21 protein-coding genes and 4 pseudogenes are annotated in these 25,772 nt (G+C 70.7%); 12 read left to right on the top strand and 13 right to left on the bottom strand.

Annotation, left to right across the window (positions count from 1 at the left end):
* Positions 1 to 84 precede the first annotated feature (84 nt).
* Positions 85 to 318: pseudogene (locus AC068B_RS18695) on the bottom strand (imine reductase family protein); the annotation flags it as partial.
* Between AC068B_RS18695 and AC068B_RS18690 the strand changes: the two are divergent.
* Positions 318 to 908: pseudogene (locus AC068B_RS18690) on the top strand (helix-turn-helix domain-containing protein); the annotation flags it as partial. The pseudogenes AC068B_RS18695 and AC068B_RS18690 overlap by 1 nt on opposite strands.
* Here the strand turns inward: AC068B_RS18690 and AC068B_RS18685 are convergent.
* Positions 842 to 1,879 carry an extracellular catalytic domain type 2 short-chain-length polyhydroxyalkanoate depolymerase gene (locus AC068B_RS18685; RefSeq protein ID WP_478672640.1) on the bottom strand — a complete coding sequence of 346 codons (1,038 nt, stop codon included), beginning with the start codon at positions 1,877 to 1,879 and terminating at the stop codon, positions 842 to 844. The pseudogene AC068B_RS18690 and the gene AC068B_RS18685 sit on opposite strands and share 67 nt — an antisense overlap.
* 456 nt (positions 1,880 to 2,335) lie before the next feature.
* Here AC068B_RS18685 and AC068B_RS18680 point away from each other — a divergent pair, with 456 nt between their 5' ends.
* Positions 2,336 to 3,649 (top strand): alkene reductase, encoded by a 1,314-nt coding sequence (locus tag AC068B_RS18680; protein ID WP_478672639.1) that lies wholly within the window; start codon positions 2,336 to 2,338, stop codon positions 3,647 to 3,649.
* A 132-nt stretch (positions 3,650 to 3,781) separates the two neighbouring features.
* On the opposite strand, the gene AC068B_RS18675 is transcribed toward AC068B_RS18680, so the two are convergent.
* Positions 3,782 to 6,181, bottom strand: a complete 2,400-nt coding sequence (locus tag AC068B_RS18675) for an ATP-binding cassette domain-containing protein (RefSeq protein ID WP_478672638.1) — start codon at positions 6,179 to 6,181, stop codon at positions 3,782 to 3,784.
* A gap of 280 nt (positions 6,182 to 6,461) precedes the next feature.
* Here AC068B_RS18675 and rox point away from each other — a divergent pair, with 280 nt between their 5' ends.
* On the top strand, positions 6,462 to 7,889 hold the full coding sequence (rox, locus tag AC068B_RS18670; RefSeq protein WP_478672636.1) for a rifampin monooxygenase: 1,428 nt from the start codon (positions 6,462 to 6,464) through the stop codon (positions 7,887 to 7,889).
* Between the two features lie 31 nt (positions 7,890 to 7,920).
* On the opposite strand, the gene AC068B_RS18665 is transcribed toward rox, so the two are convergent.
* On the bottom strand, positions 7,921 to 8,673 hold the full coding sequence (locus AC068B_RS18665) for a VOC family protein (protein WP_478672635.1): 753 nt from the start codon (positions 8,671 to 8,673) through the stop codon (positions 7,921 to 7,923).
* Positions 8,674 to 8,796: 123 nt separating this feature from the next.
* Between AC068B_RS18665 and AC068B_RS18660 the strand changes: the two genes are divergently transcribed.
* Positions 8,797 to 9,672 (top strand): GNAT family N-acetyltransferase, encoded by an 876-nt coding sequence (locus AC068B_RS18660; RefSeq protein ID WP_478672633.1) that lies wholly within the window; start codon positions 8,797 to 8,799, stop codon positions 9,670 to 9,672.
* 28 nt (positions 9,673 to 9,700) lie between these two features.
* On the opposite strand, the pseudogene AC068B_RS18655 reads toward AC068B_RS18660, so the two are convergent.
* A pseudogene (locus tag AC068B_RS18655) lies at positions 9,701 to 9,829 on the bottom strand (TetR/AcrR family transcriptional regulator); the annotation flags it as partial.
* A 215-nt stretch (positions 9,830 to 10,044) separates the two neighbouring features.
* Between AC068B_RS18655 and AC068B_RS18650 the strand changes: the two are divergent.
* The 3 genes from AC068B_RS18650 (at position 10,045) to AC068B_RS18640 (ending at position 11,601) form a co-directional block, all read left to right on the top strand.
* Positions 10,045 to 10,479, top strand: coding sequence for a helix-turn-helix domain-containing protein (locus AC068B_RS18650; protein ID WP_478672632.1), 435 nt, complete (start codon positions 10,045 to 10,047; stop codon positions 10,477 to 10,479).
* Between the two features lie 88 nt (positions 10,480 to 10,567).
* Positions 10,568 to 11,158, top strand: coding sequence for a hypothetical protein (locus tag AC068B_RS18645; protein WP_478672631.1), 591 nt, complete (start codon positions 10,568 to 10,570; stop codon positions 11,156 to 11,158).
* Between the two features lie 110 nt (positions 11,159 to 11,268).
* Positions 11,269 to 11,601: a DUF2516 family protein gene (locus tag AC068B_RS18640; RefSeq protein WP_208609543.1), complete on the top strand. Its 333-nt coding sequence runs from the start codon at positions 11,269 to 11,271 to the stop codon at positions 11,599 to 11,601.
* 22 nt (positions 11,602 to 11,623) lie between these two features.
* Here the strand turns inward: AC068B_RS18640 and AC068B_RS18635 are convergent, their stop codons facing one another.
* From AC068B_RS18635 to AC068B_RS18625, 3 genes are all read right to left on the bottom strand, one after another.
* Positions 11,624 to 13,009, bottom strand: a complete 1,386-nt coding sequence (locus tag AC068B_RS18635; protein ID WP_478672629.1) for a PP2C family protein-serine/threonine phosphatase — start codon at positions 13,007 to 13,009, stop codon at positions 11,624 to 11,626.
* A 253-nt stretch (positions 13,010 to 13,262) separates the two neighbouring features.
* Positions 13,263 to 14,345 carry a C40 family peptidase gene (locus AC068B_RS18630; RefSeq protein ID WP_478672628.1) on the bottom strand — a complete coding sequence of 361 codons (1,083 nt, stop codon included), beginning with the start codon at positions 14,343 to 14,345 and terminating at the stop codon, positions 13,263 to 13,265.
* Positions 14,346 to 14,618: 273 nt separating this feature from the next.
* A complete protein-coding gene (locus tag AC068B_RS18625) occupies positions 14,619 to 15,458 on the bottom strand; it encodes a class I SAM-dependent methyltransferase (protein ID WP_478672627.1) in 840 nt (279 codons plus the stop codon).
* 169 nt (positions 15,459 to 15,627) lie between these two features.
* On the opposite strand from AC068B_RS18625, the gene mshA reads away from it, so the two are divergent.
* From mshA to AC068B_RS18610, 3 genes are all read left to right on the top strand, one after another.
* On the top strand, positions 15,628 to 16,992 hold the full coding sequence (mshA, locus tag AC068B_RS18620) for a D-inositol-3-phosphate glycosyltransferase (protein ID WP_478672740.1): 1,365 nt from the start codon (positions 15,628 to 15,630) through the stop codon (positions 16,990 to 16,992).
* Positions 16,985 to 17,536, top strand: a complete 552-nt coding sequence (locus tag AC068B_RS18615) for a type III secretion system chaperone family protein (RefSeq protein ID WP_478672626.1) — start codon at positions 16,985 to 16,987, stop codon at positions 17,534 to 17,536. The genes mshA and AC068B_RS18615 overlap by 8 nt, the downstream gene beginning before the upstream one ends.
* A gap of 161 nt (positions 17,537 to 17,697) precedes the next feature.
* Positions 17,698 to 19,461, top strand: coding sequence for a glycosyl hydrolase family 28-related protein (locus AC068B_RS18610; RefSeq protein WP_478672624.1), 1,764 nt, complete (start codon positions 17,698 to 17,700; stop codon positions 19,459 to 19,461).
* On the opposite strand, the gene AC068B_RS18605 is transcribed toward AC068B_RS18610, so the two are convergent.
* Complete coding sequence (locus tag AC068B_RS18605) at positions 19,403 to 20,719, bottom strand: MDR family MFS transporter (RefSeq protein WP_478672623.1); 1,317 nt, start codon at positions 20,717 to 20,719, stop codon at positions 19,403 to 19,405. The two genes, AC068B_RS18610 and AC068B_RS18605, sit on opposite strands and share 59 nt — an antisense overlap.
* Before the next feature lie 175 nt (positions 20,720 to 20,894).
* Here AC068B_RS18605 and AC068B_RS18600 point away from each other — a divergent pair, with 175 nt between their 5' ends.
* Positions 20,895 to 21,656: a phosphoglyceromutase gene (locus tag AC068B_RS18600; RefSeq protein WP_478672622.1), complete on the top strand. Its 762-nt coding sequence runs from the start codon at positions 20,895 to 20,897 to the stop codon at positions 21,654 to 21,656.
* Between the two features lie 103 nt (positions 21,657 to 21,759).
* On the opposite strand, the pseudogene AC068B_RS18595 reads toward AC068B_RS18600, so the two are convergent.
* Positions 21,760 to 22,088 (bottom strand): annotated as a pseudogene (locus tag AC068B_RS18595) (ATP-binding protein).
* 146 nt (positions 22,089 to 22,234) lie between these two features.
* Between AC068B_RS18595 and AC068B_RS18590 the strand changes: the two are divergent.
* Positions 22,235 to 22,993, top strand: a complete 759-nt coding sequence (locus AC068B_RS18590) for a GntR family transcriptional regulator (protein ID WP_478672621.1) — start codon at positions 22,235 to 22,237, stop codon at positions 22,991 to 22,993.
* A gap of 40 nt (positions 22,994 to 23,033) precedes the next feature.
* Here AC068B_RS18590 and AC068B_RS18585 read toward each other — a convergent pair whose 3' ends face one another.
* From AC068B_RS18585 to phoU, 3 genes are all read right to left on the bottom strand, one after another.
* Positions 23,034 to 23,249, bottom strand: a complete 216-nt coding sequence (locus AC068B_RS18585; protein WP_478672620.1) for a hypothetical protein — start codon at positions 23,247 to 23,249, stop codon at positions 23,034 to 23,036.
* A 193-nt stretch (positions 23,250 to 23,442) separates the two neighbouring features.
* Positions 23,443 to 24,498, bottom strand: a complete 1,056-nt coding sequence (locus AC068B_RS18580) for an HNH endonuclease signature motif containing protein (protein ID WP_478672619.1) — start codon at positions 24,496 to 24,498, stop codon at positions 23,443 to 23,445.
* Positions 24,499 to 24,850: 352 nt separating this feature from the next.
* Positions 24,851 to 25,534 (bottom strand): phosphate signaling complex protein PhoU, encoded by a 684-nt coding sequence (gene phoU, locus AC068B_RS18575; RefSeq protein ID WP_471297765.1) that lies wholly within the window; start codon positions 25,532 to 25,534, stop codon positions 24,851 to 24,853.
* Between the last annotated feature and the right edge of the window lie 238 nt (positions 25,535 to 25,772).

The raw sequence follows: 25,772 nt of genomic DNA, 5'->3' as shown, positions 1-25,772 counted from the left end.
CGGGGGGGGGGGAGGGGGGAGGGGGGACTAGCGGTGGGTTGCCGGGGCAGCGGTGGGTTGCCGGGTTAGCGGTGGGTTGCCGGGTCAGCGGTGGGCGGATGGGGTTTCGCTCTTGAGGACCTCGATCACGCTCGCGTAGCTGTCGCCGCCGTGGCCCGCCGCGGCCGCCCGCTCCATCGTCGACTTCAGGAGCTCGGGCAGGGTGTTGTCGATGCCGCGTGCCTCTGCCGCGTGGATCAGGTGGTCGATCGCGGCGATCTGTACGTCGACGGTGGCGTCGTCGCCCGGATAGCGCGCGGCGTCCACCTGCGGCGCGTAGCGCCGGACTCACCGCGGGCCTCGACCTCTGTCTGCACCTGGTCCGCCGCGACCTCGGCGCGCACGTCGCCAACCAGCTGGCACGCCGCATGGTCGTGCCCGCCCACCGCCCCGGCGGGCAGGCCCAGTTCATCGACCTCTCCGTGCCCGAGACGGACGACGCGGGCCTCGGCCCCGTACTGGAGTGGGCCCGCGCGCACCTCGACCGGCCGCTGACCGTCGACGACCTGGCGCGCCGGGCGGCGATGAGCCCGCGCACCTTCTACCGGCGCCTCCACGAGGCCACCGGCACGACTCCGCTGCGGTGGCTGCTCAACCAGCGGATCGCGCGGGCCCAGAGCCTGCTGGAGACGACGGACCTGCCGGTCGAGCGGGTGGGCGAGCTGAGCGGCCTCGGCACGGCCAACAACCTCCGGCACCACTTCCTCAAGCAGGTCGGGGTGTCACCCGGCGACTACCGGCGCTCCTTCTTCGCCCGCCCGGCCGCCCGATCACCTGTCCGGCCGCCTGATCACCTGACTGATCACCCGCCCAGCTGCTTGACCATGCTCATGATTGCGGTGATCTGCTTGCCGCTCTTGTCGGCGTAGTGGGTGTCGCCGCCGTACCCCCACCAGTTCCAGCAGCCGCGCGGGTTGTCGAGGGCGGTGGTGGCCTGCGGGTACAGGACGATCATGCGGTTCGTGTCGGCGTACTCGTTCAAGTAGGCCTGGGACATGAACGTGTCGCCGATCTGGCCGTACGTCTGCTGGCAGCCGTGCAGCGCCACCATCAGCCGACAGGTTCCGCCCGTGCAGGCCTTCGGGACGTACGCGAAGCCGTCCTTGCCCATGCTGACGGCGGCCGCGTTGCCGCCGGGGACGTGGCGGTTCTGGTCGAAGCGGACGAGGGTGCCGTCCAGCGGGGCGGTGGTGGCGGGGTGCACGGGCGCGCCGAAGAGGTGCGTGAGCATGTCCCGTTCGGGGTCGGTGCCGCAGGTGTTGACGTAGGGCGAGGCGGTGGTCGCGCAGGGCACCTTGCCGAGCGGGGAGACCCAGGCGTGGCCCGCGGCGGATGACGTGTCGTAGGAGACGTTCGCGCCGAAGTCCCGGTGGTAGGCGGCCAGGTCGTCGTTGACCGCGCGGTCTACGGTCCGGTCGTTCCCGCCGTGGTACAGCCAGACCGGGTCGCCGGACAGGTTCGCCACGGGGTCGACGCGGCCTGCCGCCGCACGCTCTCTGGTCAGCTGCTCCAGCTGCGCGGGGGTCTTGCGCGGCATGTACGTGTCCATGCAGGCGTAGAGCGCGGTGTTGACGCTGCCCTGCGCACAGTCATACGCCCCCGCGCTGAAGATGCCCGCGCCCTTGAAGACGGCGGAGTGGGCCACGTGCAGCTGGTCGGCGAGATACCCGCCGGACGAGACGCCGGAGACGTACGTCGACTCGATGTCGTACGGGCGCAGTTCGCCAGGGGTGGGCGCGGGGACGGCCGCGGCGGCGCCGGTCGTGCCGGTCGTGCCGCCGAGGGCGAGGGTGAGGCTGACGGTGGCGGCCAGGGCGAGGGGGGTCTTTCCGCGGGCCATGCGTACCTCCGGGGTCCGGGCGGTGTGGGGGCCGTCATTCTGGGCGGCGCCCGGAGGGGGCGACGAGGTGGGCGGGGGCCACAGTCGGCGGGGGCGGGGTGTGGCTCCGAGCCATCGGGCTCGTCGGAGCGGCGGTCGACGGGGGGCGGGTTGTGGGGCTTGTGTCATCGGGCTAGCCGGAGCGGCGGTCGACGAAGGTCGGTTTGTGGGGCTTGTGCCATCGGGCTGACCGGAGCGGCGGGCGGCGGGGGCGTGGTGTGGGGCCCGAGCCATCGGGCTGATCGGGCCTCCCCGCGACGGGAGCGTCAGCGGACCGTCAGCGGCCCCGAAGCGGTCCGGAGCAGAGTCGTCCTCGTCACCAGGCAACGAGCCGACCGGCCCGGACACGCCGACCGACCCAGCCGCACCACAACCCACCGTGCTGCACCGCACGGCACCGACCAGGGGGAGCCCACCATGACGACCGCCACCGCCACCGCCACGACCGCCGCCACAACCACCGCCGCGACCGCGACGGACACCGCCGTCACGACTGCCGCGCCTGCCACGACCGTCACGGGCGTCACGACCTCGATGGACGCCAGCGCCGCGACCGCCCCCACCGCCCCCACCGCCGTGGCGGCCGGGACCGCGACGGACGCCACCCCCACCGCATCCCTCTCCCTCTCCCCCTCCCCCCTCCTCACCCCCACCCACCTAGGCACCCTTCCCCTCCCCAACCGCCTCGTCATGGCACCCATGACCCGCAACCGTGCCTCCGCCGACGGTGTCCCGGAGCCGGTCATGGCCACCTACTACGCCCAGCGCGCCACCGCGGGCCTGATCATCGCCGAGGCGTCCACGCCCAACGCGGTCGGGCAGACGTACGCCAACATCACCGCGATCCACAATGACGCGCACGTCGCGGGCTGGCGGCGGGTGACCGGCGCCGTGCGCGACGCGGGCGGGCGGATGTTCCTGCAGATCCAGCACGGCGGCCGCGTCGGGCACCCGGACAACAGCGGGCTCACACCGGTCGCGCCCTCCCCGGTCCCGCTCCCGGACACCATCCACACCCCGACCGGCCACCAACCGGCCGTCACCCCCAGAGAGATGACGCCCGACGAGATCCACGGCACCGTCGCCGACTTCGCGGCCGCCGCCCGCCGCGCCGTCGACGCGGGCTTCGCCGGGGTCGAGGTCCACGCGGCGAACGGCTACCTCCTCCAGCAGTTCCTCGCGCAGAACACCAACCACCGCACCGACGCCTACGGCGGCCCGGTCGCCCACCGCATCCGCTTCGTCGTCGAGGTCGTCCGTGCCGTCGCCGACGAGATCGGCGCCGAGCGCGTCGGCGTGCGCATCGCGCCCGGCATCACCGTCAACGGCATCGAGGAGGGCGACACCGAGGACATCTATCCCCAGCTCGTCGACGCGCTCAAGGGCATCGGTGACCTCGCCTACCTCCACGTCGTCTTCGCCGACCCCGACAGCGACCTCTTCCGGCAGCTCCGCGCGAGCTGGCCCGGCACGCTCATCGCCAACCCGGTCCTCGGCTGGGGCGGCCCGCTGCCCGCCGACGGCGGCCGGGGCGCGGGCGAGCGGCTGCTTGCCGCGGGGGCGGACCTCGTCTCGCTGGGCCGCGCGTTCCTCGCCAACCCCGACCTGGTCGAGCGGATGCGCCTCGGCGCGCCCCTCAACCCCCCGCGGGACAAAGGCCTGATGTACGAGGGCGGGGCGGCCGGATACACCGACTACCCGACCCTCAGCGGCGCCCGAGCAACTCGGTGATCCGGGTCGGCCCGTCGGCACCGTGGCCCTCGCCGATGACACGGAGACGACGAAGCCCCGGACAGCGCGACGCGGCAGCTGTCCGGGGCCGAGGGGTCCCAGCGGGCGGAGGCGGAGGTGGAGGGGGAGCGGTCAGGCGCCCACGTACTCCGCAAGATGCTCACCCGTAAGCGTCGAGCGCGCCGCGACCAGCTCCGCGGGCGTGCCCTCGAAGACGATCTTGCCGCCGTCGTGGCCCGCCCCGGGGCCGAGGTCGATGATCCAGTCGGCGTGCGCCATCACCGACTGGTGGTGCTCGATGACGATGACCGACTTGCCCGCGTCGACGAGCCGGTCGAGGAGGCCGAGGAGCTGCTCGACGTCGGCGAGGTGGAGGCCGGTGGTCGGCTCGTCGAGGACGTAGACACCGCCCTTGTCGGCCATGTGCGTGGCCAGCTTGAGCCGCTGCCGCTCGCCTCCGGAGAGGGTGGTGAGCGGCTGGCCGAGGCTGAGGTAGCCGAGGCCGACGTCGGCCAGGCGGCGCAGGATGCGGTGGGCCGCGGGCGTCTGGGCCTCGCCGCCGCCGAAGAACTCCTCGGCCTCGTCCACGGACATCGCGAGGACCTCGCTGATGTCGCGGCCGCCGAGGTGGTACTCCAGGACCGACGCCTGGAACCGCCTGCCCTCGCAGTCCTCGCACGGTGTGGCGACGCTCGCCATCATGCCCAGGTCGGTGTAGATGACCCCGGCGCCGTTGCAGGCCGGGCAGGCGCCCTCGGAGTTGGCGCTGAACAGCGCGGGCTTCACGCCGTTGGCCTTGGCGAAGGCCTTGCGGATCGGGTCGAGCAGGCCGGTGTACGTCGCGGGGTTGCTCCGCCGCGAGCCGCGGATCGGGGTCTGGTCGACCGCCACCACGCCCGCGTCGGCGGGCATCGACTTGTGCACGAGCGAGCTCTTGCCGGACCCGGCGACCCCGGTGACGACGGTGAGCACCCCGAGCGGGATGTCGACGTCGACCCCGCGCAGGTTGTGCGCGCTCGCGCCGCGGATCTCCAGCGCGCCGGTGGGCTTGCGCACGGTCTCCTTGAGCGCGGCCCGGTCGTCGAAGTGGCGGCCGGTCACGGTGCCGGAGGCCCGCAGCCCCTCCACGGTGCCCTCGAAGCAGACGGTGCCGCCCGCCGTCCCGGCGCCGGGGCCGAGGTCGACGACGTGGTCGCCGATCACGATGGTCTCCGGCTTGTGCTCCACGACGAGCACGGTGTTGCCCTTGTCCCGCAGGCGCAGCAGCAGGTCGTTCATCCGCCGGATGTCGTGCGGGTGCAGACCGATGGTGGGCTCGTCGAAGACGTACGTGACGTCGGTGAGCGAGGAGCCGAGGTGGCGGATCATCTTGACGCGCTGCGCCTCGCCGCCCGACAGGGTGGCCGCGGGCCGGTCGAGCGCGAGATAGCCGAGGCCGATCTCCACGAACGAGTCGAGGGTCTGCTGCAACGCGGTGAGCAGCGGCGCCACCGTCTCGTACGCACCGCTCGCAGCGCCCGGCGACGACGGGAGCAGGCCGCGGGTCCACTCGGCCAGGTCCCTGATCTCCATCGCGCAGACGTCGGCGATGCTCTTCCGCTTGATCTTCGATGAGCGGGCCCCCTCGCTGAGCCGGGTGCCGTCGCACTCGGGACAGGTGGTGAAGGTGACCGCACGCTCCACGAAGGCCCGGATGTGCGGCTGCATCGACTCCTTGTCCTTGGCCAGGAACGACTTCTGGATCTTGGGGATCAGCCCTTCGTAGGTGAGGTTCACGCCGTTGACCTTCACCTTGACCGCGTCCCCGTAGAGGAAGTCCCGCAGCTCCTTCTTCGAGTACTCACGGATCGGCTTGTCCGGGTCGACGAAGCCGGACTGGGCGTACACCTGCACGGTCCACTGGCTGTCCGACTTCCAGCCGGGGATGGTGAACGCGCCCTCGGAGAGCGACTTGGAGTCGTCGTACAGCTGCGTGAGGTCGATGTCGGAGACGCTGCCCCGGCCCTCGCAGTGCGTGCACATGCCGCCCGTGCGCTGGTACGTCGCCTTCTGTGCCTCGGTCTTGTTGCCGCGCTCCACGGTGATCGCGCCGCTCGCCCGGACCGACGCGGTGTTGAACGAGTACGCGCTCGGCGGGCCGATGTGCGGCTTGCCGAGGCGGCTGAAGAGGATGCGCAGCATCGCGTTGGCGTCGGTGGCGGTGCCGACCGTGGAGCGCGGGTCGCCGCCCATCCGCTGCTGGCCGACGGTGATCGCGGTGGTGAGGCCGTCGAGCACGTCGACCTCGGGGCGCGCCTGGTTCGGCATGAAGCCCTGAACGAAGGCGCTGTACGTCTCGTTGATGAGCCGCTGGGACTCCGCGGCGATCGTGTCGAACACCAGCGAGCTCTTGCCCGAGCCCGAAACGCCGGTGAACACCGTCAGACGGCGCTTCGGGATCTCGATGCTGACGTCCTTGAGGTTGTTCTCGCGGGCGCCGTGCACGCGGATCAGGTCGTGGCTGTCGGCGGCGTGCGTCCTGGGCTTGCTCATCGTTGTCTCCGCGGGGCAGCGAGTCCCGTACGTGGTGTCGTACGGGAGGGAGTTGGCGTGAAAGCAGTGCTCTTGGTCACGCTAGCCGGGGGGTCTGACAACCGCGTCCCGACGCAGGCCCGAGAGGAAACACAAAAGGCAAGGAGGGAAACTCGCTCCTTGCCACTCTCAACTTATAGCGCACAGGGGGCCTTGCGGCAAGGCCCCGGTCACCCCGCACAATCTCCCCTCCGAGCTCGTCGAACAGGGGATTTTCATGGCTGACGCAGTGGCTGGCGCAGTGGCTGACGTAATCATCGCCGGTGGCGGACCGACCGGCCTGATGATGGCCGCCGAACTGAGGCTCCAGGGCGTGGACGTCCTCATCCTGGAGAAGGAGACGGAGCCGACCAAGCAGTCTCGTGCGCAGGGCCTGCACGTGCGCAGCATCGAGGTGATGGACCAGCGCGGTCTGCTGGAGCGCTTCCAGGCGGAGGGCAAGGAGATCAGGGCGGGCGGCTTCTTCGCGGGCCTGGCCAAGGCGTGGCCGGAGCGGATGGACACCGCGCATTCGTACGTGCTCGCCATTCCGCAGCAGGTCACCGAGCGCCTGCTGGCCGAGCACGCCGCCGAACTCGGCGTCGAGGTCCGGCGCGGCTGCGAAGTGGTCGGTCTCGATCAGGACGACGACGGGGTCACGGTCGAACTGGCCGACGGCACGCGGCTGCGCTCGCGCTACCTCGTCGGCTGCGACGGCGGCCGCAGCGCGGTGCGCAAGCTGCTCGGCGTCGGCTTCCCTGGGGAGCCCAGCAGGGTGGAGACGCTGCTGGGCGAGATGGAGATGACGGTCTCTCCGGAGGAGCTCGCTGAGGTGGTCGCCGAGGTCCGCAAGACGCAGCTGCGGTTCGGCGCGATGCCGCTCGGCGACGGGGTGTTCCGCGTCATCGTGCCCGCGGACGGCGTCGCGGAGGACCGGGCGGCCCCGCCGGTCCTCGCGGACTTCCAGCGGCAGCTGCGGGCGTTCGCGGGCACCGACTTCGGCGTGCACTCGCCGCGCTGGCTGTCCCGTTTCGGCGACGCCACCCGGCTAGCCGAGCGCTACCGGGTCGGCCGGGTGCTGCTGGCCGGGGACGCGGCGCACATCCACCCGCCGACCGGCGGGCAGGGGCTCAACCTCGGGCTCCAGGACGCGTTCAACCTCGGCTGGAAGCTGGCCGCCGCGGTGCACGGGTGGGCGCCGGACGGCCTCCTCGACAGCTACCAGGCGGAGCGGCACCCCGTGGCCGCCGAGGTGCTGGACAACACCCGCGCGCAGATGCAGCTGATGTCCGTGGAGCCGGGGGCCCAGGCGGTGCGCCGGCTGATGTCGGAACTGATCGACTTCGACGAGGTGAACCGGCACCTGATCGAGAAGATCACCGGGATCGGGGTCCGCTACGACTTCGGCGAGGGCCACGAGCTGCTCGGCCGCCGGATGCGGGACGTGGAGCTGAAGCGGGGCCGCCTCTTCGGGCTGACGCACGGCGGCCGCGGGCTGCTGCTCGACCGGACCGGCCGACTCTCGGTCGCGGGCTGGGAGGACCGGGTCGACCACGTCGTCGACGCCAGCGAGGAGCTGGACGTGCCCGCGGTGCTGCTGCGGCCGGACGGGCACGTCGCGTGGGTCGGCGACGATCAGCAGGAGCTGCTCGGGCAGCTGCCCACGTGGTTCGGCAAGGCCGCCGACTGACGCGTCGGTGGGGTGTACGGGCTCCGTGTCGTCAGGGTGCGGGACGCGCCGCGAGGACGCAGAACTCGTGGTCCTCCGGGTCGGTCAGGCACTTCCACGGGACGTCGCCCTGGCCGAGGTCGAGGTCGGCGGCGCCGAGGACACGCAGCCGGGCGACCTCCGCCTCCGTATCGTCACCGGGGTACGGCAGGAGGTCGATGTGGACGCGGTCCGGCACGGTCTTCCCGCCGGGCACGCGGAGGAACTCGATGTACGGGCCGACGCCCTCGGCGGACCGCAGCACCGCCTGGTCGTCGGTCACCTCGTGCACGGTCCAGTCCGTCGCCCCGCCCCAGAACCGCGCCATGGCCCGCGGGTCCTGGCAGTCGACCACGATGGCGGCGACCGGCCCGGTGTCCCGGTAGATCTCCCGGGGCTCCAGCACGCAGAACTCGTTGCCTTCCGGGTCGGCGAGGACCACCCACGGGACGTCGCCCTGGCCCACGTCGACGGGCGTCGCGCCGAGCTCCTTCAGGCGGGCGACCAACTCAGCCTGATGGGCGAGGGAGGTGGTGGCGAGGTCGAGGTGCACCCGGTTCTTCGTCTCGGTCTTCCCTTCCGGGACGATGACCACGTCGACGCAGATGGCGGACGCGTCCGGCCAGACGAAGTCGCCGCCGGGCTCGACGTTGGTCACGCCGGGCGCCTCACTGGAGACACCCCAGCCGAGCGCCGCCGCCCAGAAATCGCCGACGGCCTCGTTGTCGAGGGCCTTCATGTTCACGTTCACCGGTCGCAGAGCCATGCTGGCGACGATATGCACGCCACCACCAAAGATCCATAGATCCATGGCTCCGGAGAGCAACTCGCTCCGGCCCACCGGATATTCGGATGCGGGCGGTCGGCGTGGTGGTGTGTGATCGGACCCATGACGATCACGTTGGCCACACCAGGGATCGACGGGCTGGACGAGGCTGTGGGCGTGCTGCGGGAGTGGCAGTACGAGGGGGCGCCGATGCAGCTGCACCCGGGGGACCTGGGCTGGTTCTGGCGAGGGGGCGCGGAGACGACCGCGGCGGCGGTCAGGACGTGGAGCAGGGACGGACGGATCCTCGCCGTCGGGCTGCTGGACGGCCCCGACCTGCTGCGGCTGACGGTCGCGCCGGACGCCCGGCGGGACGATGAGCTCGCGCGGCAACTGGTCGCCGACGTGACCGTGCCGGAGCGCGGCGTGCTGCCCGAGGGGCAGGCGAGCATCGAGGCGCCCATGGACGCGCTGGTCCACGACCTGCTGGGGGAGGACGGCTGGCCCACCGACGACCCGTGGACGCCGCTGCGCCGCGACCTCACCGCCCCGGTGGAGGATTCGGGTCTGCGGATCGAGACGGTGGGCCCGGAGCAGGCAGAGGTGTTCGCGGCCGTGCTCCGGGCGTCCTTCGACGGGGCGAAGTTCACGGCCGAGCACTGGCAGAGGCTGGCGAAGGGATCGCCGTACGCCGACGCCCGGTCTCTGGTCGCGTACGACGAGCAGGACAGCGCGGTGGCGGCGGTGACCGTGTGGGCGGCCGGTCCGGGCAGGCCCGGGGTGCTCGAGCCGATGGGCGTGCACCGGGACCACCGCCGTCGCGGCCACGGCGAGCGGATCACCCTCGCCGCTGCGGCCGCGCTCCGGGAGCTGGGCTCGTCGAGCGCACTCGTCGTCACCCCGAGCACCAACCAGGCCGCCGTCGCCACGTACGAGTCGGCCGGTTTCGAGCGGCGCCCGGAGGTGCGGGACCGCTGCCGGGGTCCTGCCGGTTCTTGAACCGAGATCCCTTGAGCGCTGAGCGCTGTCACGCCGAGGGCCGGGCGAGCTTGGCGCCCACGGCATCGAGGACCCAGTCCAGGCCGGTCGCGAAGGACACCTCGGCGTCCACGTCCGTGCCGTCGTGCACGGCCCTGGCCAGCGCCGGGAAACAGCCTCAAGCCTGCCCTCGTCGGCCAGCGCGACAGCCGCGGCGACGCCAGCAGGTGGGCGGAGATCACGACGACCGGCCTGGAACGCCTCGTGAGCCAGGACCCCTCCCAGGCCCTCGCCCTCTTCGATGAGGTCCAGCCGCCCTCGGATGAAGTGGCGTAGCGCACTTTTGCAAGCGACTGCTTGCAATAGTTAGCAAGGGTGCTGCACCATCGAGGCATGGCATCACTCCACGTCGGCAACCTCGGTGAGTACCTGCGCGAACAGCGGCGCAGTGCGCAGCTTTCGCTGCGTCAGCTCGCCGATGCCGCCGGGGTGTCCAATCCGTATCTGAGCCAGATCGAGCGCGGCCTGCGCAAGCCGAGCGCCGAGGTCCTGCAGCAGGTCGCCAAGGCCCTGCGGATCTCCGCCGAGACGCTGTACGTGCGGGCCGGGATCCTCGACGAGAAGGAGCGGGACGAGCTGGAGACGCGCGCCGTCATCCTCGCCGACCCCTCCATCAACGAGCGCCAGAAGCAGGTGCTGTTGCAGATCTACGAGTCGTTCCGCAAGGAGAACGGCTTCGAGACGTCGTCGTACGAGGACCTCGCAGAGCACGCGGAGCACGCCGACGAGGCTGACGGTCCTGATGTCGACCCGAAGCAATCAACGTAATCACCGTAATCAGTGCAATTGCTGTCATCACCCTCAAGCAAGCCGAACGCGCTGAACAAGCCGACGCGAATCCGGGAGGACCCTCGTCATGGCCATCACCGATGACCTGCGCAAGACCCTGAGCAACCCCACCCCCGCGTACTTCGTCGCCGGGTCCGCGGACCTCGCCTTCCAGCAGGCGAAGAAGGTTCCTGGCCTCGTCGAGCAGCTGATCGCCGAGGCGCCGTCCCGCATCGACGCGGTGCGCAACACCGACCCGAAGGTCGTGCAGGACAAGGCAAGTGCCCGCGCCAAGGTGGCGCAGGAGACCATCCAGGCCAAGGTCACCGAGGTGTTCGGCTCGCTCGACACCGACCTGAAGAAGCTCGGCGAGAGCGCCCAGGACCTCGCGCTGCGCGGTGTCGGCGTGGCCGCCGAGTTCGCGGTCAAGGCGCGCGAGAAGTACGACGAGGTCGCCGAGCACGGTGAGCAGGCCGTGAAGTCGTGGCGCGGCGAGGCCGCCGAGGAGATCCTCGACCTGGCCGAGTCCGTCGAGCCCGACGAGGAGCCCGCGCAGCCCGAGGCGGCGCAGACCGCCGCGCCCAAGAGCGTGGCCGCAGCCCCGGCGAAGAAGCCTGCCGCCAAGAAGGCTCCGGCCAAGAAGACGACCGCGAAGAAGACCACGCCGCCCGCCAAGTAGGGCGCGATGTGCGGGGGCGGGCACTCACGGAGTGTCCGCCCCGTTGACCGGGTAGCGGGTACCGTGGCCGCGTAATTGATGAGCCGAGACTGGTGGTGGACGTTGTGCTGATGCAAGGGTTCGCGAACTTCATGTGGCTGCTGTCGCTGGCCCTGATCGTCTTCAGCGGATTCGCGCTCATCGACGCCGCCGTCCGGCGTGAGGACGCCTATCGCGCGGCGGACAAGAAGACCAAGCCGTTCTGGCTGATCATCCTCGGCATCGCCTTCGTGGTGAACCTGCTCTTCCCGATCCTGTCGTTCCTGCCGATCATCGGCCTCGTCGCCACCATCGTGTACATGGTCGACGTGCGCCCCGCGATCCGGCAGATCACGGGCGGCGGCGGCCGCCGCGGCGGCTCCAGCAGCGACGGTCCGTACGGGCCGTACAACGGCGGCCGGTAGCCCCGTCTCCCGTAGCCCCGACTCAGTGTGACCCGGGCGTCCGGTCCAGGAGCAGTACCGCCACGTCGTCCGTCAGATCCCCGCCGTTGAGGTCGCGCACCTCGTTCATCGCCGCCTCCAGCAGCTCGTCCCCCTGCAGTCCCGCGGCGATCTGGCGGCGGACCATGTCCACCATGCCCTCCTGGCCCAGGCGCTGAGTGCCCTGGCCGATGCGGCCCTCGATCAGGCCGTCCGTGTAGAGCATCAGGCTCCACTTGCCGCCCAGCTCCACCTGGCGGCGCGGCCAGCGGGCGCGCGGCAGGAGACCCAGCGCGGGGCCGCCGTCCTCGTACGGGAGCAGCTCGGCTAGCCGTCCCTCGCGCGCGATCAGCGGCGACGGGTGCCCGGCGAGACAGAGACCGGCCCTGCGGCCGTCCGGGGCGATGTCGACCGTGCAGAGCGTCGCGAAGATCTCGTCGTCCGCGCGCTCGTGCTCCAGGACCTTCTGCAACGTGGAGAGCAGCTCGTCGCCGCACAGGCCCGCGAAGGTCAGCGCGCGCCAGGCGATGCGTAGCTCCACGCCGAGTGCCGCCTCGTCGGGGCCGTGGCCGCAGACGTCGCCGATCATGACGTGTACGGAGCCGTCGGGCGTGCGCACGGTGTCGTAGAAGTCGCCGCCGAGCAGCGCGCGGGAGCGGCCGGGCCGGTAGCGGGCGGCGAACCGCAGCGGTGAGCCTTCGAGGAGCGGTGTCGGCAGCAGGCCGCGCTCCAGGCGGGCGTTCTCCTGGGCGCGCAGGCGCGACTCGGTCAGCTGGCGCTGGGCGGCGTCGGCGCGCTTGCGCTCGACCGCGTACCGGATGGCGCGGCTCAGCAGCCGGGCGTCCAGCTCGTCCCGGAAGAGGTAGTCCTGGGCGCCGACGCGCACGGCCTCGGCGCCCTGCTCGGAGTCGTCGTTCGCGGTGAGGGCGAGGACGGCGTGCCGGGGCGCGAGGCGCAGCACGTGCTTGAGGGCGACCAGCTCGTCCTCGTCGCCCTCGGCGGTGCCGGGGGCGGGCAGGGCGAGGTCGAGCAGGATGCAGTGCACGTCGTCCGTGAGCAGCCGCTCGGCCTCGGTGAGGTTGCGGGCGGTGCGGATGCGGATGGGCTTGCCCGCGGAGTCCAGGAGCTCGGGAACGCTGAGCGACCCTGCCGGGTCGTCCTCGATCACCAGCAGGCTGAGGCCGGAGCCGTTGCTGCTGCTGATGCTGTTGTTGTAGTCGGTGCCGCTGGTGGTGCTGTTGTTGTAGCCGGTGGCGCTGGTGGTGCTGTTGTAGCCGGTGGTGCTGCTGCCTTCGTGGGCGGGCGCCGTCGTGTCGTGCGGGGGCGCCGCATGAGCCTGACCGCCTTCCGCGGCCGGGATCGCTCTCTGCCGCGGTATGGGTACGGGCATCGCTTGGTTCCTTCCCTCCCCCCGAGGGCATGGTGCCGCGCAGGTCGACGCGGCACCGACGGGGACCATAGCGGTAGCCGCGCCTCCATTGGAATGGCGCGCGGCAAACGGCCACCGTCATATGCCGCATCCAGGAACGCAATTGGGCACGGCAGGGTCCCGCAGGGGATGACGAACATCACGCCGCGAGGGTTGAGCGGGGCGCCGCGGCGTGCGCTGGGTCACATGGTCGACCCGTTCGCCGGGAGGGTGGTTACTTGTCGGGGCGTACGACGCCGAGTATCTGCATCGAACCCGCGCCCGTGATCGTCACGTCCCGGCCGGGACGCGGTGCGTGCACGATCGCGCCGTCGCCCAGGTACATCCCGACGTGGCTCGCGTCCGAGTGGTAGATGATCAGGTCGCCGGGGCGCATGTTCTTCACGTCGACGCGCGGCAGCTGCTTCCACTGCTCCTGCGACGTCCGCGGAATGCCCCGCCCCGCGGAGGCCCAGGCCTTGGAGGTGAGCCCCGAGCAGTCGTACGAACCCGGGCCCTCGGCGCCCCACACGTACGGCTTGCCGATCTGGGCGGTGGCGAACTCGATGGCCTTCTTGCCCCGGGCCGACGCCTTGCCGTCGATGTCCTTCAGGACGCCCGAACTCACCCACGCCGACTGCTTCTTGAGGGCGGCCGCCTCCTCCAGCTTGCGCAGCCGCTCCTGCTCCTTCTTCTCCAGCGTCGACTCGATCTTCTCGGCGGCCGCGATCTTCTTCTTGATCTTCTTCTTCGCGGCGGCCTTGGACTTGCGGTTGGCTTCCAGCTTCGTCCAGCGTGCTGTGGCGTCCTCGGCATAGATCCGCAGGTCGTCCTGGGTTCTCTCCAGCTCGGTCAGCATGCCCTTGGTGGCCTTCTCGCCCTGCCGCATGCGCCGTGCGCCGTCCAGGAACTGGCCCGGGTCGTCGCTGAGCATCAGCTGGGCCTCGGACGGCATGCCACCGCCCCGGTACTGCGCGCGGGCCGCGGCGCCCGCGCGGGCCTTCAGCTTCTTGAGCTTCGCCTGGCCCTTGGCGATGTCCCTGGCCAGCTGCACGATCTGCTTGGACTGCTTGTCGGCCTTCTCCTCGGCCGCGTTGTACGCATCCGTGGCCACGCCCGCGTCGTGGTAGAGATCGTCGATCTCCTTGCGGACCTGCTCCAGGGACTTGTCCGTGCGGGGCGTCGGATCGGCGGGCGGCTGCGCCGGATTCGCGGGGGCACTCGCCGGTCTCGCAAAGGCCGTCCCCGGTGCGGCCAGCACCGTCGCCGCGCAGATCAGCGCCACGGCCGTCGCCGTCGAGTATCGCTTGCCAGTCACGCTCCGCCACCCCCAAAAGCTGATTTACCGTCAGTAACTTCCGGTCGTCATCGGGATCGTGCCACGTCAGCGCTCGATAGGACAGAGCCCGACATCAACTCCGGCCCACCAGCTCAGATCTCCCACCCGCCCCATGTGACGTACGGCACGCGGAGTTCGTTCCCTTCGGCCACGGACACCCGACCATCTCCGGGTGACGTCCGGGTGACCCCGAAGTGGCCTAGGGGTTCACCCCGACCGGGGGGTCACCAGCTGGGGGTCACCGACCGGGGGTCACCCCGACCGAGGCGCCAACGCCTCCCAGCGCACCGTCACTTCGCCCTGCCGCCACCGTGACACCCCGTCAAGGACCGGCCAGTCGGCGGTCAGATCCCGCACCGTCCTGATCCACCGCTGGCGCGCCCCGTACGAGGCGTAGGGCGCCGCGGCCGCCCAGGCCCGGTCGAAGTCGCGCAGGAACGCGTGTACGGGCTCGCCCGGCACGTTCCGGTGGATCAGCGCCTTCGGGAGCCGCTCGGCGAGGTCGGAGGGCTGGTCCAGGGAGCCGAGCCGCGTCGCGAAGGTCACCGTGCGCGGCCCCTCGGGCCCGAGCGCGACCCACACGTGCCGCCGCCCGATCTCGTCGCAGGTGCCCTCGACGAGCAGCCCGCCGGGGGAGAGGCGGGCGCGGAGCCGCTCCCAGACGGCGGCGACCTGCTCCTCGTCGTACTGCCGCAGGACGTTCGCGGCACGGATCAGGACCGGCCTCGTGCCGGGTGTCCCCGCGCCGGGCGACCCCGTGCCCGACCACCCCGCCAGCGGGACCTCGAAGCCGCCGTGCCGGAAGGAGAGCCCCTCGCGCTCGTAGGGGGCGGCGGCCGCGACGCGCGCCGGATCGATCTCGATGCCGACGACACGCGCGCGTGGGGCGACGGTACGCAGCCTGAGGAGCAGCTCGACGGCGGTCCAGGGGGAGGCGCCGTATCCGAGGTCGACGGCGACGGGGTCCGCGGAACGGCGCAGCGCGGCGCCGTGGACGGCCGCGATCCAGCGGTCCATGCGGCGCAGCCGGTTCGGGTTCGTGGTCCCGCGCGTCACCGTTCCCACGGGGCGGGAAGAGGTGCGTGGGGCCATAGGGGAAGGGTATGCGGGGATGGCAGTTGAGGGACGCAACGTAATGCTTTGGTAAAAACGGACAGGTTGGAAATGGAGCAGCGGGCTCCGGTGTTCTCCCTCTGGAGGAACGTACGGCCTCCTCCGAGCCATGCCCGTACCCATGCACGTACGCAAGGAGGACCGTCAGGTGAGCCAGTACGTGTCCAGGCTCGGGCGTCGCTCCCCGGCGGCACCCCCAAGGCTCCGCATGCCCGGCATTCCCGGCTCGCAGCGGCGTCCGCGCCGCGTGGCGATGCTGAGCGTGCACACCTCGCCGCTGCACCAGCCCGGCACGGGCGACGCGGGCGGCATGAACGTCTACATCGTCGAGCTCGCCAAGCGCCTCGCCGCGATCAACATCGAGGTGGAGATCTTCACGCGCGCCACCACCGGCGGGCTCCCGCCCACCGTGGAGCTGGCGCCCGGCATCCTCGTGCGCCACGTGGACGCGGGTCCCTACGAAGGACTCGCCAAGGAAGAGCTCCCGGCCCAGCTCTGCGCCTTCACCCACGGCGTGATGCAGGCCTGGGCGGGCCACCGGCCCGGCTACTACGACCTGGTCCACTCCCACTACTGGCTCTCCGGCCACGTCGGCTGGCTCGCGGCCGAACGCTGGGGCGTGCCGCTCGTCCACGCCATGCACACCATGGCGAAGGTCAAGAACGCGTCGCTCGCCACCGGCGACACCCCCGAGCCCGCCGCCCGCGTCATCGGCGAGACCCAGATCGTCCGGGCCGCCGACCGCCTCATCGCCAACACCTCCGAAGAGGCCGACGAGCTCGTACGCCACTACGAGGCCGAACCCGGCAAGGTCGCCGTCGTCCACCCCGGCGTGAACCTCGAACGGTTCCGCCCCGCCGACGGGCGCGCCGCCGCCCGGCACCGCCTCGGCCTGCCGCAGGACGCCCTCGTGCCGCTCTTCGCGGGCCGCATCCAGCCCCTGAAGGCCCCTGACCTGCTGCTCCGCGCCGTCGCCGTCCTGCTGGACGAGCGTCCCGCGCTGCGCTCGAACATCGTCGTCCCCATAGTCGGCGGCCCGAGCGGCAGCGGCCTCGCGAAGCCCGAAGGGCTGCAGAAGCTGGCCGCGAAGCTGGGGATCGCGGACGTCGTCCGCTTCCAGCCGCCGGTCGGCCAGGAGCAGCTGGCGGACTGGTTCAGGGCGGCTTCGGTCCTGGTGATGCCCTCCTACAGCGAGTCCTTCGGCCTCGTCGCCATCGAGGCGCAGGCCGCGGGCACGCCGGTCCTGGCCGCCGCGGTGGGCGGCCTGCCCGTCGCGGTGCGCGACGAGGTCACCGGATTCCTGATCCCTGGCCACGAACCGGCCCACTACGCGCGCGTGCTGCGCGATTTCGCCGATCATCCACAGCTTGTGGACCGCATGGGGGCGGCCGCCGCCCGGCACGCGCAGTCCTTCGGCTGGGACACGGCGGCGTCCGCCACGGCCGACGTCTACACCGCGGCGATGCACGACTTCCGCGCTTCTCGCCGTCACGTACGCTCGCACCATGGTTGAGCGGGCTGAGCAGACGGGGACGACGGATACGGATCTGAATACGGATGCGGATACGGATACGGATGCCGCGTCGGTCATCGAAGGGACGCTGGACGACGCCGAGCTCGAATGGGAGACCCCCGAGCCCGGTTCGTACGTGGTGAAGCTGCCGGGCACCCGGAAGCTCTCCACGACGCTCTCGCTGCGCGTCGGCAACCACTCCCTCTCCCTGAACGCCTTCGTGATCCGCCACCCCGACGAGAACCACGAGGCGGTGCACCGCTGGCTCCTGGAGCGGAACCTCCGCCTCTACGGCGTGAGTTACGCGATCGACTCGCTCGGCGACGTCTACCTCGCGGGCAAGCTGCCGCTCTCCGCGGTCACCCCCGCCGAACTGGACCGCCTCCTCGGCTCGGTCCTCTCCGCCTCGGACGACTCCTTCAACACGCTCCTGGAGCTGGGCTTCGCGTCGGCGATCCGCAAGGAGTACGAGTGGCGGCTCTCCCGGGGCGAGTCGACGCGGAACCTTGATGCGTTCACGCACCTGACTCAGCCACGCGGCTGAGCACACGCACCTCGGCCCTCTTCTTCCACTCCTCTCACTCCTCCCACCCCTTTCTTTCCTTGCCGCCGCCCCTTCCGCCCGGGGCGGCTTCGTGGCATGCTCCCCGCCATCTCAGACATGAACTCCTTTCATATCCATGAACGATGGAGGGTGGCGGGCGCATGGAGCACGAGTCCGGGTACGGGCATGCACACGGGTACGGGTACGAGCTCGCGCACCCCACCCGGCGAGGCCTGCTGGGCGGCGCGATAGCCGTCGCGGCGGCAGCAGCCACCGCGGCCACCGCCGCCACCGGGGGCGGCACGGCACATGCGACCCCCGCCCGACATGGCCAAACCCCGCCCATCTGGCCGGAGTTCACGGCCGCCCCGTACACCCACCCCCAGATCCCCTACATCGGCCGAGCCGGATTCCGTACGGGACGACACCCGCTCCCTACCCGCCGCCCCGTCGACGCCCGCCCCGTCGACGCCCGCCCCATTGACGCCCGCCACTTCGGCGCCCACCCGGACGGCACGTCGGACGCCGCCCCCGCGATCAACCGCGCCCTCGCGGAGGCCGGTCGACGAGGAGGCGGCACCGTGGTGCTCCGCCCCGGCACCTACCGGCTCGACGGCCTCATCCACATCGCCCACGACAACGTCACCCTCCGCGGCGCGGGCAGCACCCGCACCACCCTCCTCGCCACGAAGAGCCTCACCGAGCTGATCGGCCCCTACGGCTCCCGCTACGGCGGCGACAAGTCCAGCTGGTCCTGGGCGGGCGGCCTCATCTGGCTCTGCCCGCAGTCCCGTTGGGCGTCCCTCACCGACGCCATCAAGGCCAAGAAGTGGCCCTTCGAAGGCTGGACCGGCAACGAGCGCGGCACATGGCAAACCCTCACCACTGTCCGCCCCGCCCACCGCGGATCCTGGTCCGTGACCGTCGCCGACGCCTCCTGCGTCCACAAGGGCGACCTCGTGCTCCTCCGCCTCTCGGACGACCCCGACCACACCCTCCTGGAGCACATGGCGGGCGGCGGCTCGGGCCCCGAGACGTACACCTGGGACGACAAGACGAAGCTCACCTCGTACGTCCCCTACGAGTGGCCCGTACGGATCGCCGCCGTCGACCCCGGAAAGCGCCGGGTCACCTTCGAGCGGCCGCTCCCCCTCGACGTACGCCCTGAGTGGGATCCCCGTCTGACCACCCACGTCACGGCGCTGACCGGCTCCGGTGTCGAGGGCCTCACCCTGGAGGCCGTCGAGACGGCGCAGTCCCCGCACCTCCTCGACAAGGGCTACAACGGCGTCACGTTCCAGTGCGCGTACGACTGTTGGGCCGACGACGTCGTCGTGCGCCACGTCGACAACGGCTTCGGGCTCGTCGCCGCCTCCGCCTGCACCCTGCGCCGCACGCGCGTGGCGGGCCGCGGGTCCCACCACCCGTACTTCTGCCGCGAGGGTTCGCACGACAACCTCATCGACGACTTCCGCATCGACGCCCGTACGGTCCCCGCGCCGCCCGGCACCCAACTGCACGGCATCAACGTCGAGGGGCTGTCCTCCTACAACGTCTGGTCGCGCGGCCACATGGAGATGGGCACGTTCGACAGCCACCGCGGGATGCCCTTCGCGAACGTACGTACGGACATCACCGTCGAGAACAACGGCAGGCACGGCGGCGACGCGAGCGCGGGCCCCCTCTTCGGAGCCCGCTTCACGCACTGGAACATCCGCGTCACCAACGACCGCGCGGGCCTGATGAAGATCGACGGACTCGCGCCCTACAGTGCGACGGTCGGCCTCAACACGGTCCGCGAGTTCGACCAGACCGACGTCCCGGACTTCACCGGCGACCTGCACACGCGCCTGGAGCTGTACGGCACTACGGGAGAGGTGCGGCCACGGAATCTGTACGAGGCGCAACGGGCGCTGCGGCGCTGACCTCGACGACGGCGCCGACCTCCCCGGACGCCTCCCCGGACGCCTCCGCGGACGCCTCCGCGGGCAGCCCCCGCATCAGCCCCCAGTACCCGAGCGCAGCCACCGTCCCGAGCACCGCGCACGTCCCCCACAGCCACTCCGCCCCGAACCGGTCGATCATGAAGCCGGACATCAGCGGGGCGACCAGCGCGGCCACGGACCAGGACATCGTGTACATGCCCTGGTACCGCCCGCGTCCATGAACAGGGGACAGGCGTACGACGAGACCCGTCTGGGTCGGCGCGTTGACGATCTCGGCGAGCGTCCACACGCACACCGTCAGCGCGAAGATCCCGATCGACCCGGCGAACGCGGTGAGCCCGAAGCCGTACCCGGCGACGACCGAGGAGATCACGAGCAGCCGCCGCGGGTCGCGGTGCTCGATGAAGCGGGTGACGGGGATCTGCATGACGACGATGAGCACGCCGTTCACGGCGATGGCGAGCCCGTAGTCGGCCGGTGTGAACCCCGCCTCGCCCATCGCGACGGGGAGCCCCACGGACCCTTGCATGAAGATCAGCGCGACGAGGAAGGAGAGCCCGACGACACCCATGAACCGCCCGTCCCGCAGCACGGTCCCGAGCCCCACCTCCGGCTCGGCGGCCTTCTCCACCTCCGTCCGCACGGGCCGCGACTCCGGCAGCTTCGCGAAGACGACGATCGCGCAGACCATCGTCATGGCGGCCTCGATGAGGAACCCGGCCCGATAGCTGTACGAGGCGATGAACCCGGCACCCGCGGACGAGATCGCGAACCCGAGATTGATCGCCCAGTAGTTCAGCGAGAAGGCGCGCACCCGGTCCTCGGGGCGCACGATGTCGGCCATCATCGCCTGCACGGCGGGCCGGGACGCGTTGCTCGCCATGCCGACCACGAAGGCGACGCCCGCGATGGCGACGGGGTGCTCCATGAACCCGAGGACCGCCACCGACACGGCTGTCGAGGCCTGCGCGATCAGCAGCGTCGGCCGCCGCCCGAGCCGGTCGGTCATCACGCCCGCACCGAGCGAAGAGACGACCCCGCCGAGCCCGTGCAGCGCGGCCACCAGCCCCGCGTACGAGGCCGAATAGCCCCGCTCCAGCGTCAGGTACAGCGCCATGAAGGTGGCGACGAAGGCCCCGAGCCGGTTGACCAGGGTGCTCGTCCACAGCCACCAGAAGGCACGGGGCAGACCGGAGACGCTCTCGCTCACGGCGCGTCTCATGGCGGTGTACGGCATGACGGTCCCCCGGATGTGTAAGTGGCTGGTGCGGCAGGCACAAATTACGAGCCCCGGCTCCGGAACCGCCACTCAATTGACGACGCCCGTCAACTGTCCGCCCCTTCGCCCGCCCTTTTGTCCGCCCCTTGTCCGCGCGCGCGGGGCGCCCTGAGGTTCGATTACGCTCAGAGGCATGGCCGACGCACCGTACAAGCTGATCCTCCTCCGCCACGGCGAGAGCGAATGGAACGCGAAGAACCTGTTCACCGGCTGGGTGGACGTCAACCTCAACGAGAAGGGCGAGAAGGAGGCGGTCCGCGGCGGTGAGCTGCTCAAGGACGCCGGTCTGCTCCCCGACGTGGTCCACACGTCGCTCCAGAAGCGCGCGATCCGCACCGCCCAGCTCGCCCTGGAGTCCGCCGACCGCCACTGGATCCCGGTCCACCGCTCCTGGCGCCTGAACGAGCGCCACTACGGCGCCCTCCAGGGCAAGGACAAGGCCCAGACGCTCGCCGAGTTCGGCGAGGAGCAGTTCATGCTGTGGCGCCGCTCGTACGACACCCCGCCCCCGGCGCTCGACCGCGACGCGGAGTACTCCCAGTTCTCCGACCCGCGCTACGCCACGCTCCCCCCGGAGCTGCGCCCCCAGACGGAGTGCCTGAAGGACGTCGTCGTCCGCATGCTCCCGTACTGGTTCGACGGCATCGTCCCCGACCTCCTGACCGGCAGGACGGTCCTGGTCGCGGCCCACGGCAACTCGCTCCGCGCCCTGGTCAAGCACCTCGACGGCATCTCGGACGAGGACATCGCGGGCCTGAACATCCCGACGGGCATCCCGCTCTCGTACGAGCTGGACGCCGCCTTCAAGCCCCTGAACCCGGGCGGCACCTACCTCGACCCGGACGCCGCGAAGGCAGCGATCGAGGCGGTCAAGAACCAGGGCAAGAAGAAGTAGCCCTGACGCGTTAAGCCCCCTGCCTTTGCTCTGTCTCTAGGCCGGGGGCTTACGTATGGGCGCTGGCCGCCCTATGGGCCGTAGCTCCCGGATCAGTGCGTGCTCAGGACGGCCAGGCGTCGGCCATCCGGAAGGAGACCACGGTTCCGCCGAAGCGGCTGGGTCCGGCGTGCCATGAGTCGGCGACGGAGTCGACGACCACTCCATCCGTACGACCCAGGGCTCGTCCGACCTGCCGTGGATCACGGCGTTGGTCACAAGCTCCGAGATCATCAGGACGCAGTCGTCGATGGAGCAGGCGGGGTCGTACGGAGTGATGAACCTCCGGAACCAGCGCCGCGCCCGAGGTACGGACTCCGCGACGGGGTGCAAGGTCATCGCACCGAGACGCGGCGACTCTTCGCAGGGATTGCGGTCGAACGTGCAGGTCATCGGCGTCCTGCACCTCTCGCTCCCGAGGCCCCGGTCTCGACCTCTCTATACATCTCACTCTGGCTGTCCCGGTGACCACTCGCAGCGAACGAACGTCCAACCTGCGGCCTAAGGTGTCTAGAGATGAGCGGAAGGAGCCCTACGGGATGGCCCACACCGAAGACGGCCCTCGGCCCAAGTACCAGCGAATCGCCGACACTTTGCGCGAGGCGATCCAGGCGGGCCAGTACGGTCCTGGTGATCGGCTGCCGGGGGAGAACGACCTCATGGCCACGCACGGCGTTGCCCGCATGACGGCACGCCAGGCCCTGGGCGTCCTTCGGGACGAGGGCCTCGCTGAAGCCCGCAAGGGCGCCGGTGTGTTCGTCCGCACCTTTCGCCCGCTGCGGCGTCGAGGCATCCAGCGGCTGGCCGAGCAGCAGTGGGGCAACGGCCGCTCCATCTGGTCGGCGGACATCGAGAACCGCTCCCTTGAAGTGGACCAGGTCACCGTGTCCGAGGAGACCGCACCCGAACGCATCGGTGAGGTCTTGGAGTTGGCCGCCGAAGAGCCGGTGTGCGTGAGGCGTCGGCGTTTTGTCCTGGACGGCAAGCCTGTCCTGCTCGCGACGAGCTACCTGCCCATGCCCCTGGTCGCCGGATCCGCGATCACCCAAGAGGACACCGGGGAGGGCGGAACGTACGCCAGGCTCGCCGACCTCGGCCACAAACCGGTGCACTTCCGCGAAGAGATTCGCTCACGCATGCCGTCGAAGGATGAGGGGGCGCGCTTGAGCATGTCGGAGGGCACCCCTGTCATCCTCATCTGCCGCACGGCCTTCACGGCCGAAGGCCGCCCCGTCGAGTTCAACGAAATGACGCTGGACGCCGCCTCGTACGTCTTGGAGTACGACTTCGACGCCTAACCGCCCGCTCTCGCCCGCCCCCTCATGGCGGGCCCGGATCTCACGGCGTCCCCGAGTCCGTGATGCCCTGTGCCAGGTCGCCGACCGTTTCGGCGATCCACTGGCCGAAACCGGTCGGGGCGATCAGGACGCCGAAGACCAGCACGATGGCCACCGTCAGCTGTTCGTCGTTGCGGCTACGGGCTTGGGTGCGCCGTCGTAGACGTATGACGATGATGACGGCCAGGAGAACCGCAACGTTGATCGTCAGCACCATCGGCCAGGCCCCCTGCACGTGAGTAGCGTCCCGGCCTTCCTGTGTAACGCGAACTCCAGGCCGTGGCCGCCCGATTACCTGTAGTTGGCAGCAATGGAACCCCCTCGGGGCCGAATCGATGCGCAGTTCAAGCGATTCGCAGGTCGGACTGGGGCGAGCCTCGATCGGCGCGTTGGCCGTCAGGTGTCGTCGGTCAGGGGACCGGCCAGGTTCCCGTCCACGGGTGGTCCGGCGGCAGTGGGCCCGTCTCACCCTTGCGCTTCGCCAGGCGGCGCCTCGCGATGTGGTACGCCCACGCGTGCGTGGCGACCTTCTTCTCCACGCCGAAGTGCCTGCCCGTCGCCGCCTCCAGGACCTGGTGGTACTCCTGAAGGAGGTCCCAGGACATGTTCTCGAAGTCCGCGTCGGCCCAGCCGTACAGGTGCTGGAGCTCGAACCGTACGGCGGCCATGAACTCCGTCTCGCCGCGGTCCTTCGGCTCCGTTCTGCCGCCGTGCGCGCGCACCCACTCCTTGACCTCGGGCGCCGCCCCGTTCCACTTGCTGCCCGCGTCCCTGATCTCCGCGTAGTCCACCCAGGCCCAGAAGGCCTCCGCGTCGGCTATGTCGGGCGCCTGGCGGTGGTGGTCCGAGCAGAGCAGGGCGAAGTTGCGGACGTCCATCGAGCCGCCGAGCGACGTGGGGACTGCGTGTGCACGGTCCACGGGGGTGGCCCAGCAGATCAGGCACGCCGGGTCCATCCCCAGGTAGTCGGCTATCGCCGCGAGCTTCGGCGCCGTCTTCCGCGCGTTCTCCGTCGTCCCGCGCGGGCGCAGGGGGAGCAGGGTCACGTCGTACCAGAAGCCCGCATCCACCCCCGGTTCCTCGGGGTACGTGATCTGCAGTTCGTCCGGTACGTCGTTCCGCTGTCCGTCAGGGTTCACCAGTCTGTGGAACGGCGTCGTCAGCTCCGTCAGGTACGGGAGCAGGTACTCCATGGCGAAGTTCTGGATGATCTCGATGGCGTCGCGGTCGTAGCCGCCCGCGTCGTTGCGGTGGCCCTGCACCCTCAGGAAGAGGTGACGGGGCTTGCCGGGCATCCGGCTCTCCGCGCTCCGGAGGACCTCGAAGAGGCGTCGGGCGCAGCGTTCGAAGTTCTCGTACACCGCCATGTCGTGGTAGATCAGGACGGCCTTCTCGCGAGCGGTGGCAGGGCGTCTGCCGCCGCTCACCTTCTGGCTCTTCCTGCTCCGCTGCTTCTTCTTGGGCATGGGTGGATGTTCGCCTGTGCCGACCGTGTCGCACGCCGGTTCGGAGAAACAGCCCGCGCGCGTGTGCGCCGTTGATGCGCCCCGTCCCCATGGGCATGCAATGGGCATCAGGCAGTACGTCGTACGCCTACGAGGAGGAGACCATGGCCGAGTCCCCCACGCGCGAATACGTTCCCGAAGTCCCGCTCGGCGCCTGTGGATGCGGCCCGGGGTGCAGCTGCGGCTGCCAGTCGGGCGGTTCCTGCCAGTGCGGCGGCGGTTGCGGCTGACCTGCCAGACCCGCTGAGCCGAAAAAGCTGTGCCCCGCGTGACAACCTGACGTCACGCGGGGCACACACGGCAGACAAAGGGCCTACGCGCCCTCCACCGGCGCCTGCCCCGTCGGCTGGATCTCGTCCGCGTGCTCGCCCGTGACCAGGTACACGACCCGCTTGGCCACCGACACCGCGTGGTCCGCGAACCGCTCGTAGTAGCGGCCGAGGAGCGTCACGTCGACGGCCGTCTCGATGCCGTGCTTCCAGCGGTCGTCCATCAGGTGCTGGAAGAGCGTGCGGTGCAGCTGGTCCATCTCGTCGTCGTCCTGCTCCAGCTGGAGCGCCAGGTCGACGTCCTTGGTGATGATGACCTCCGCCGCCTTCGCCATCAGGCGCTGCGCGAGCTGGCCCATCTCCAGGATCGTGGCGTGCAGATCCCGCGGCACCGCGGAATCCGGGAAGCGGAGCCTGGCCAGCTTCGCGACGTGCTGGGCGAGGTCGCCCGAGCGCTCCAGATCGGCGCTCATGCGCAGCGAGGTGACCACGATGCGCAGATCGGTGGCGACCGGCTGCTGGCGCGCCAGCAGGGCTATCGCGCGTGCCTCCAGGTCGTGCTGCAGATCGTCGACCTTCTGGTCGGCGGCGATCACGCTCTCGGCCATCTTCAGGTCGGCGTCGAGCATGGCCGTCGTGGCGCGCCCGATCGCGGACCCGACGAGGCGGGCCATCTCGACCAGGCTGTCGCCGATCGAGTCAAGTTCCTCGTGGTACGCGTCCCGCATGTGGCTGTCCCTCTCTAGTACGTCTCAGGGGGCTGGCCCCTACGCTCCCACGGTGCGGGCCCGACGCGTCCGTTTCCGGCACCCCACATGAATCACCACCGTCATCAAGGTGAACTGTGGGCGACGCGGGACCACATCCTTGATCACCCGGGGCCCGTACCGCCCGGGGGAAGTGAACCAGCACCGTCCCCACGGTGAACTCTGGGCGACGAGTGTTCGAGCCGGCACCCGTACGGCT

This window comes from Streptomyces sp. NPDC042371 (assembly GCF_056437465.1).
Note: the sequence above shows the minus strand (reverse complement) of the source record. Positions and strands in the feature narration are given on the sequence as shown.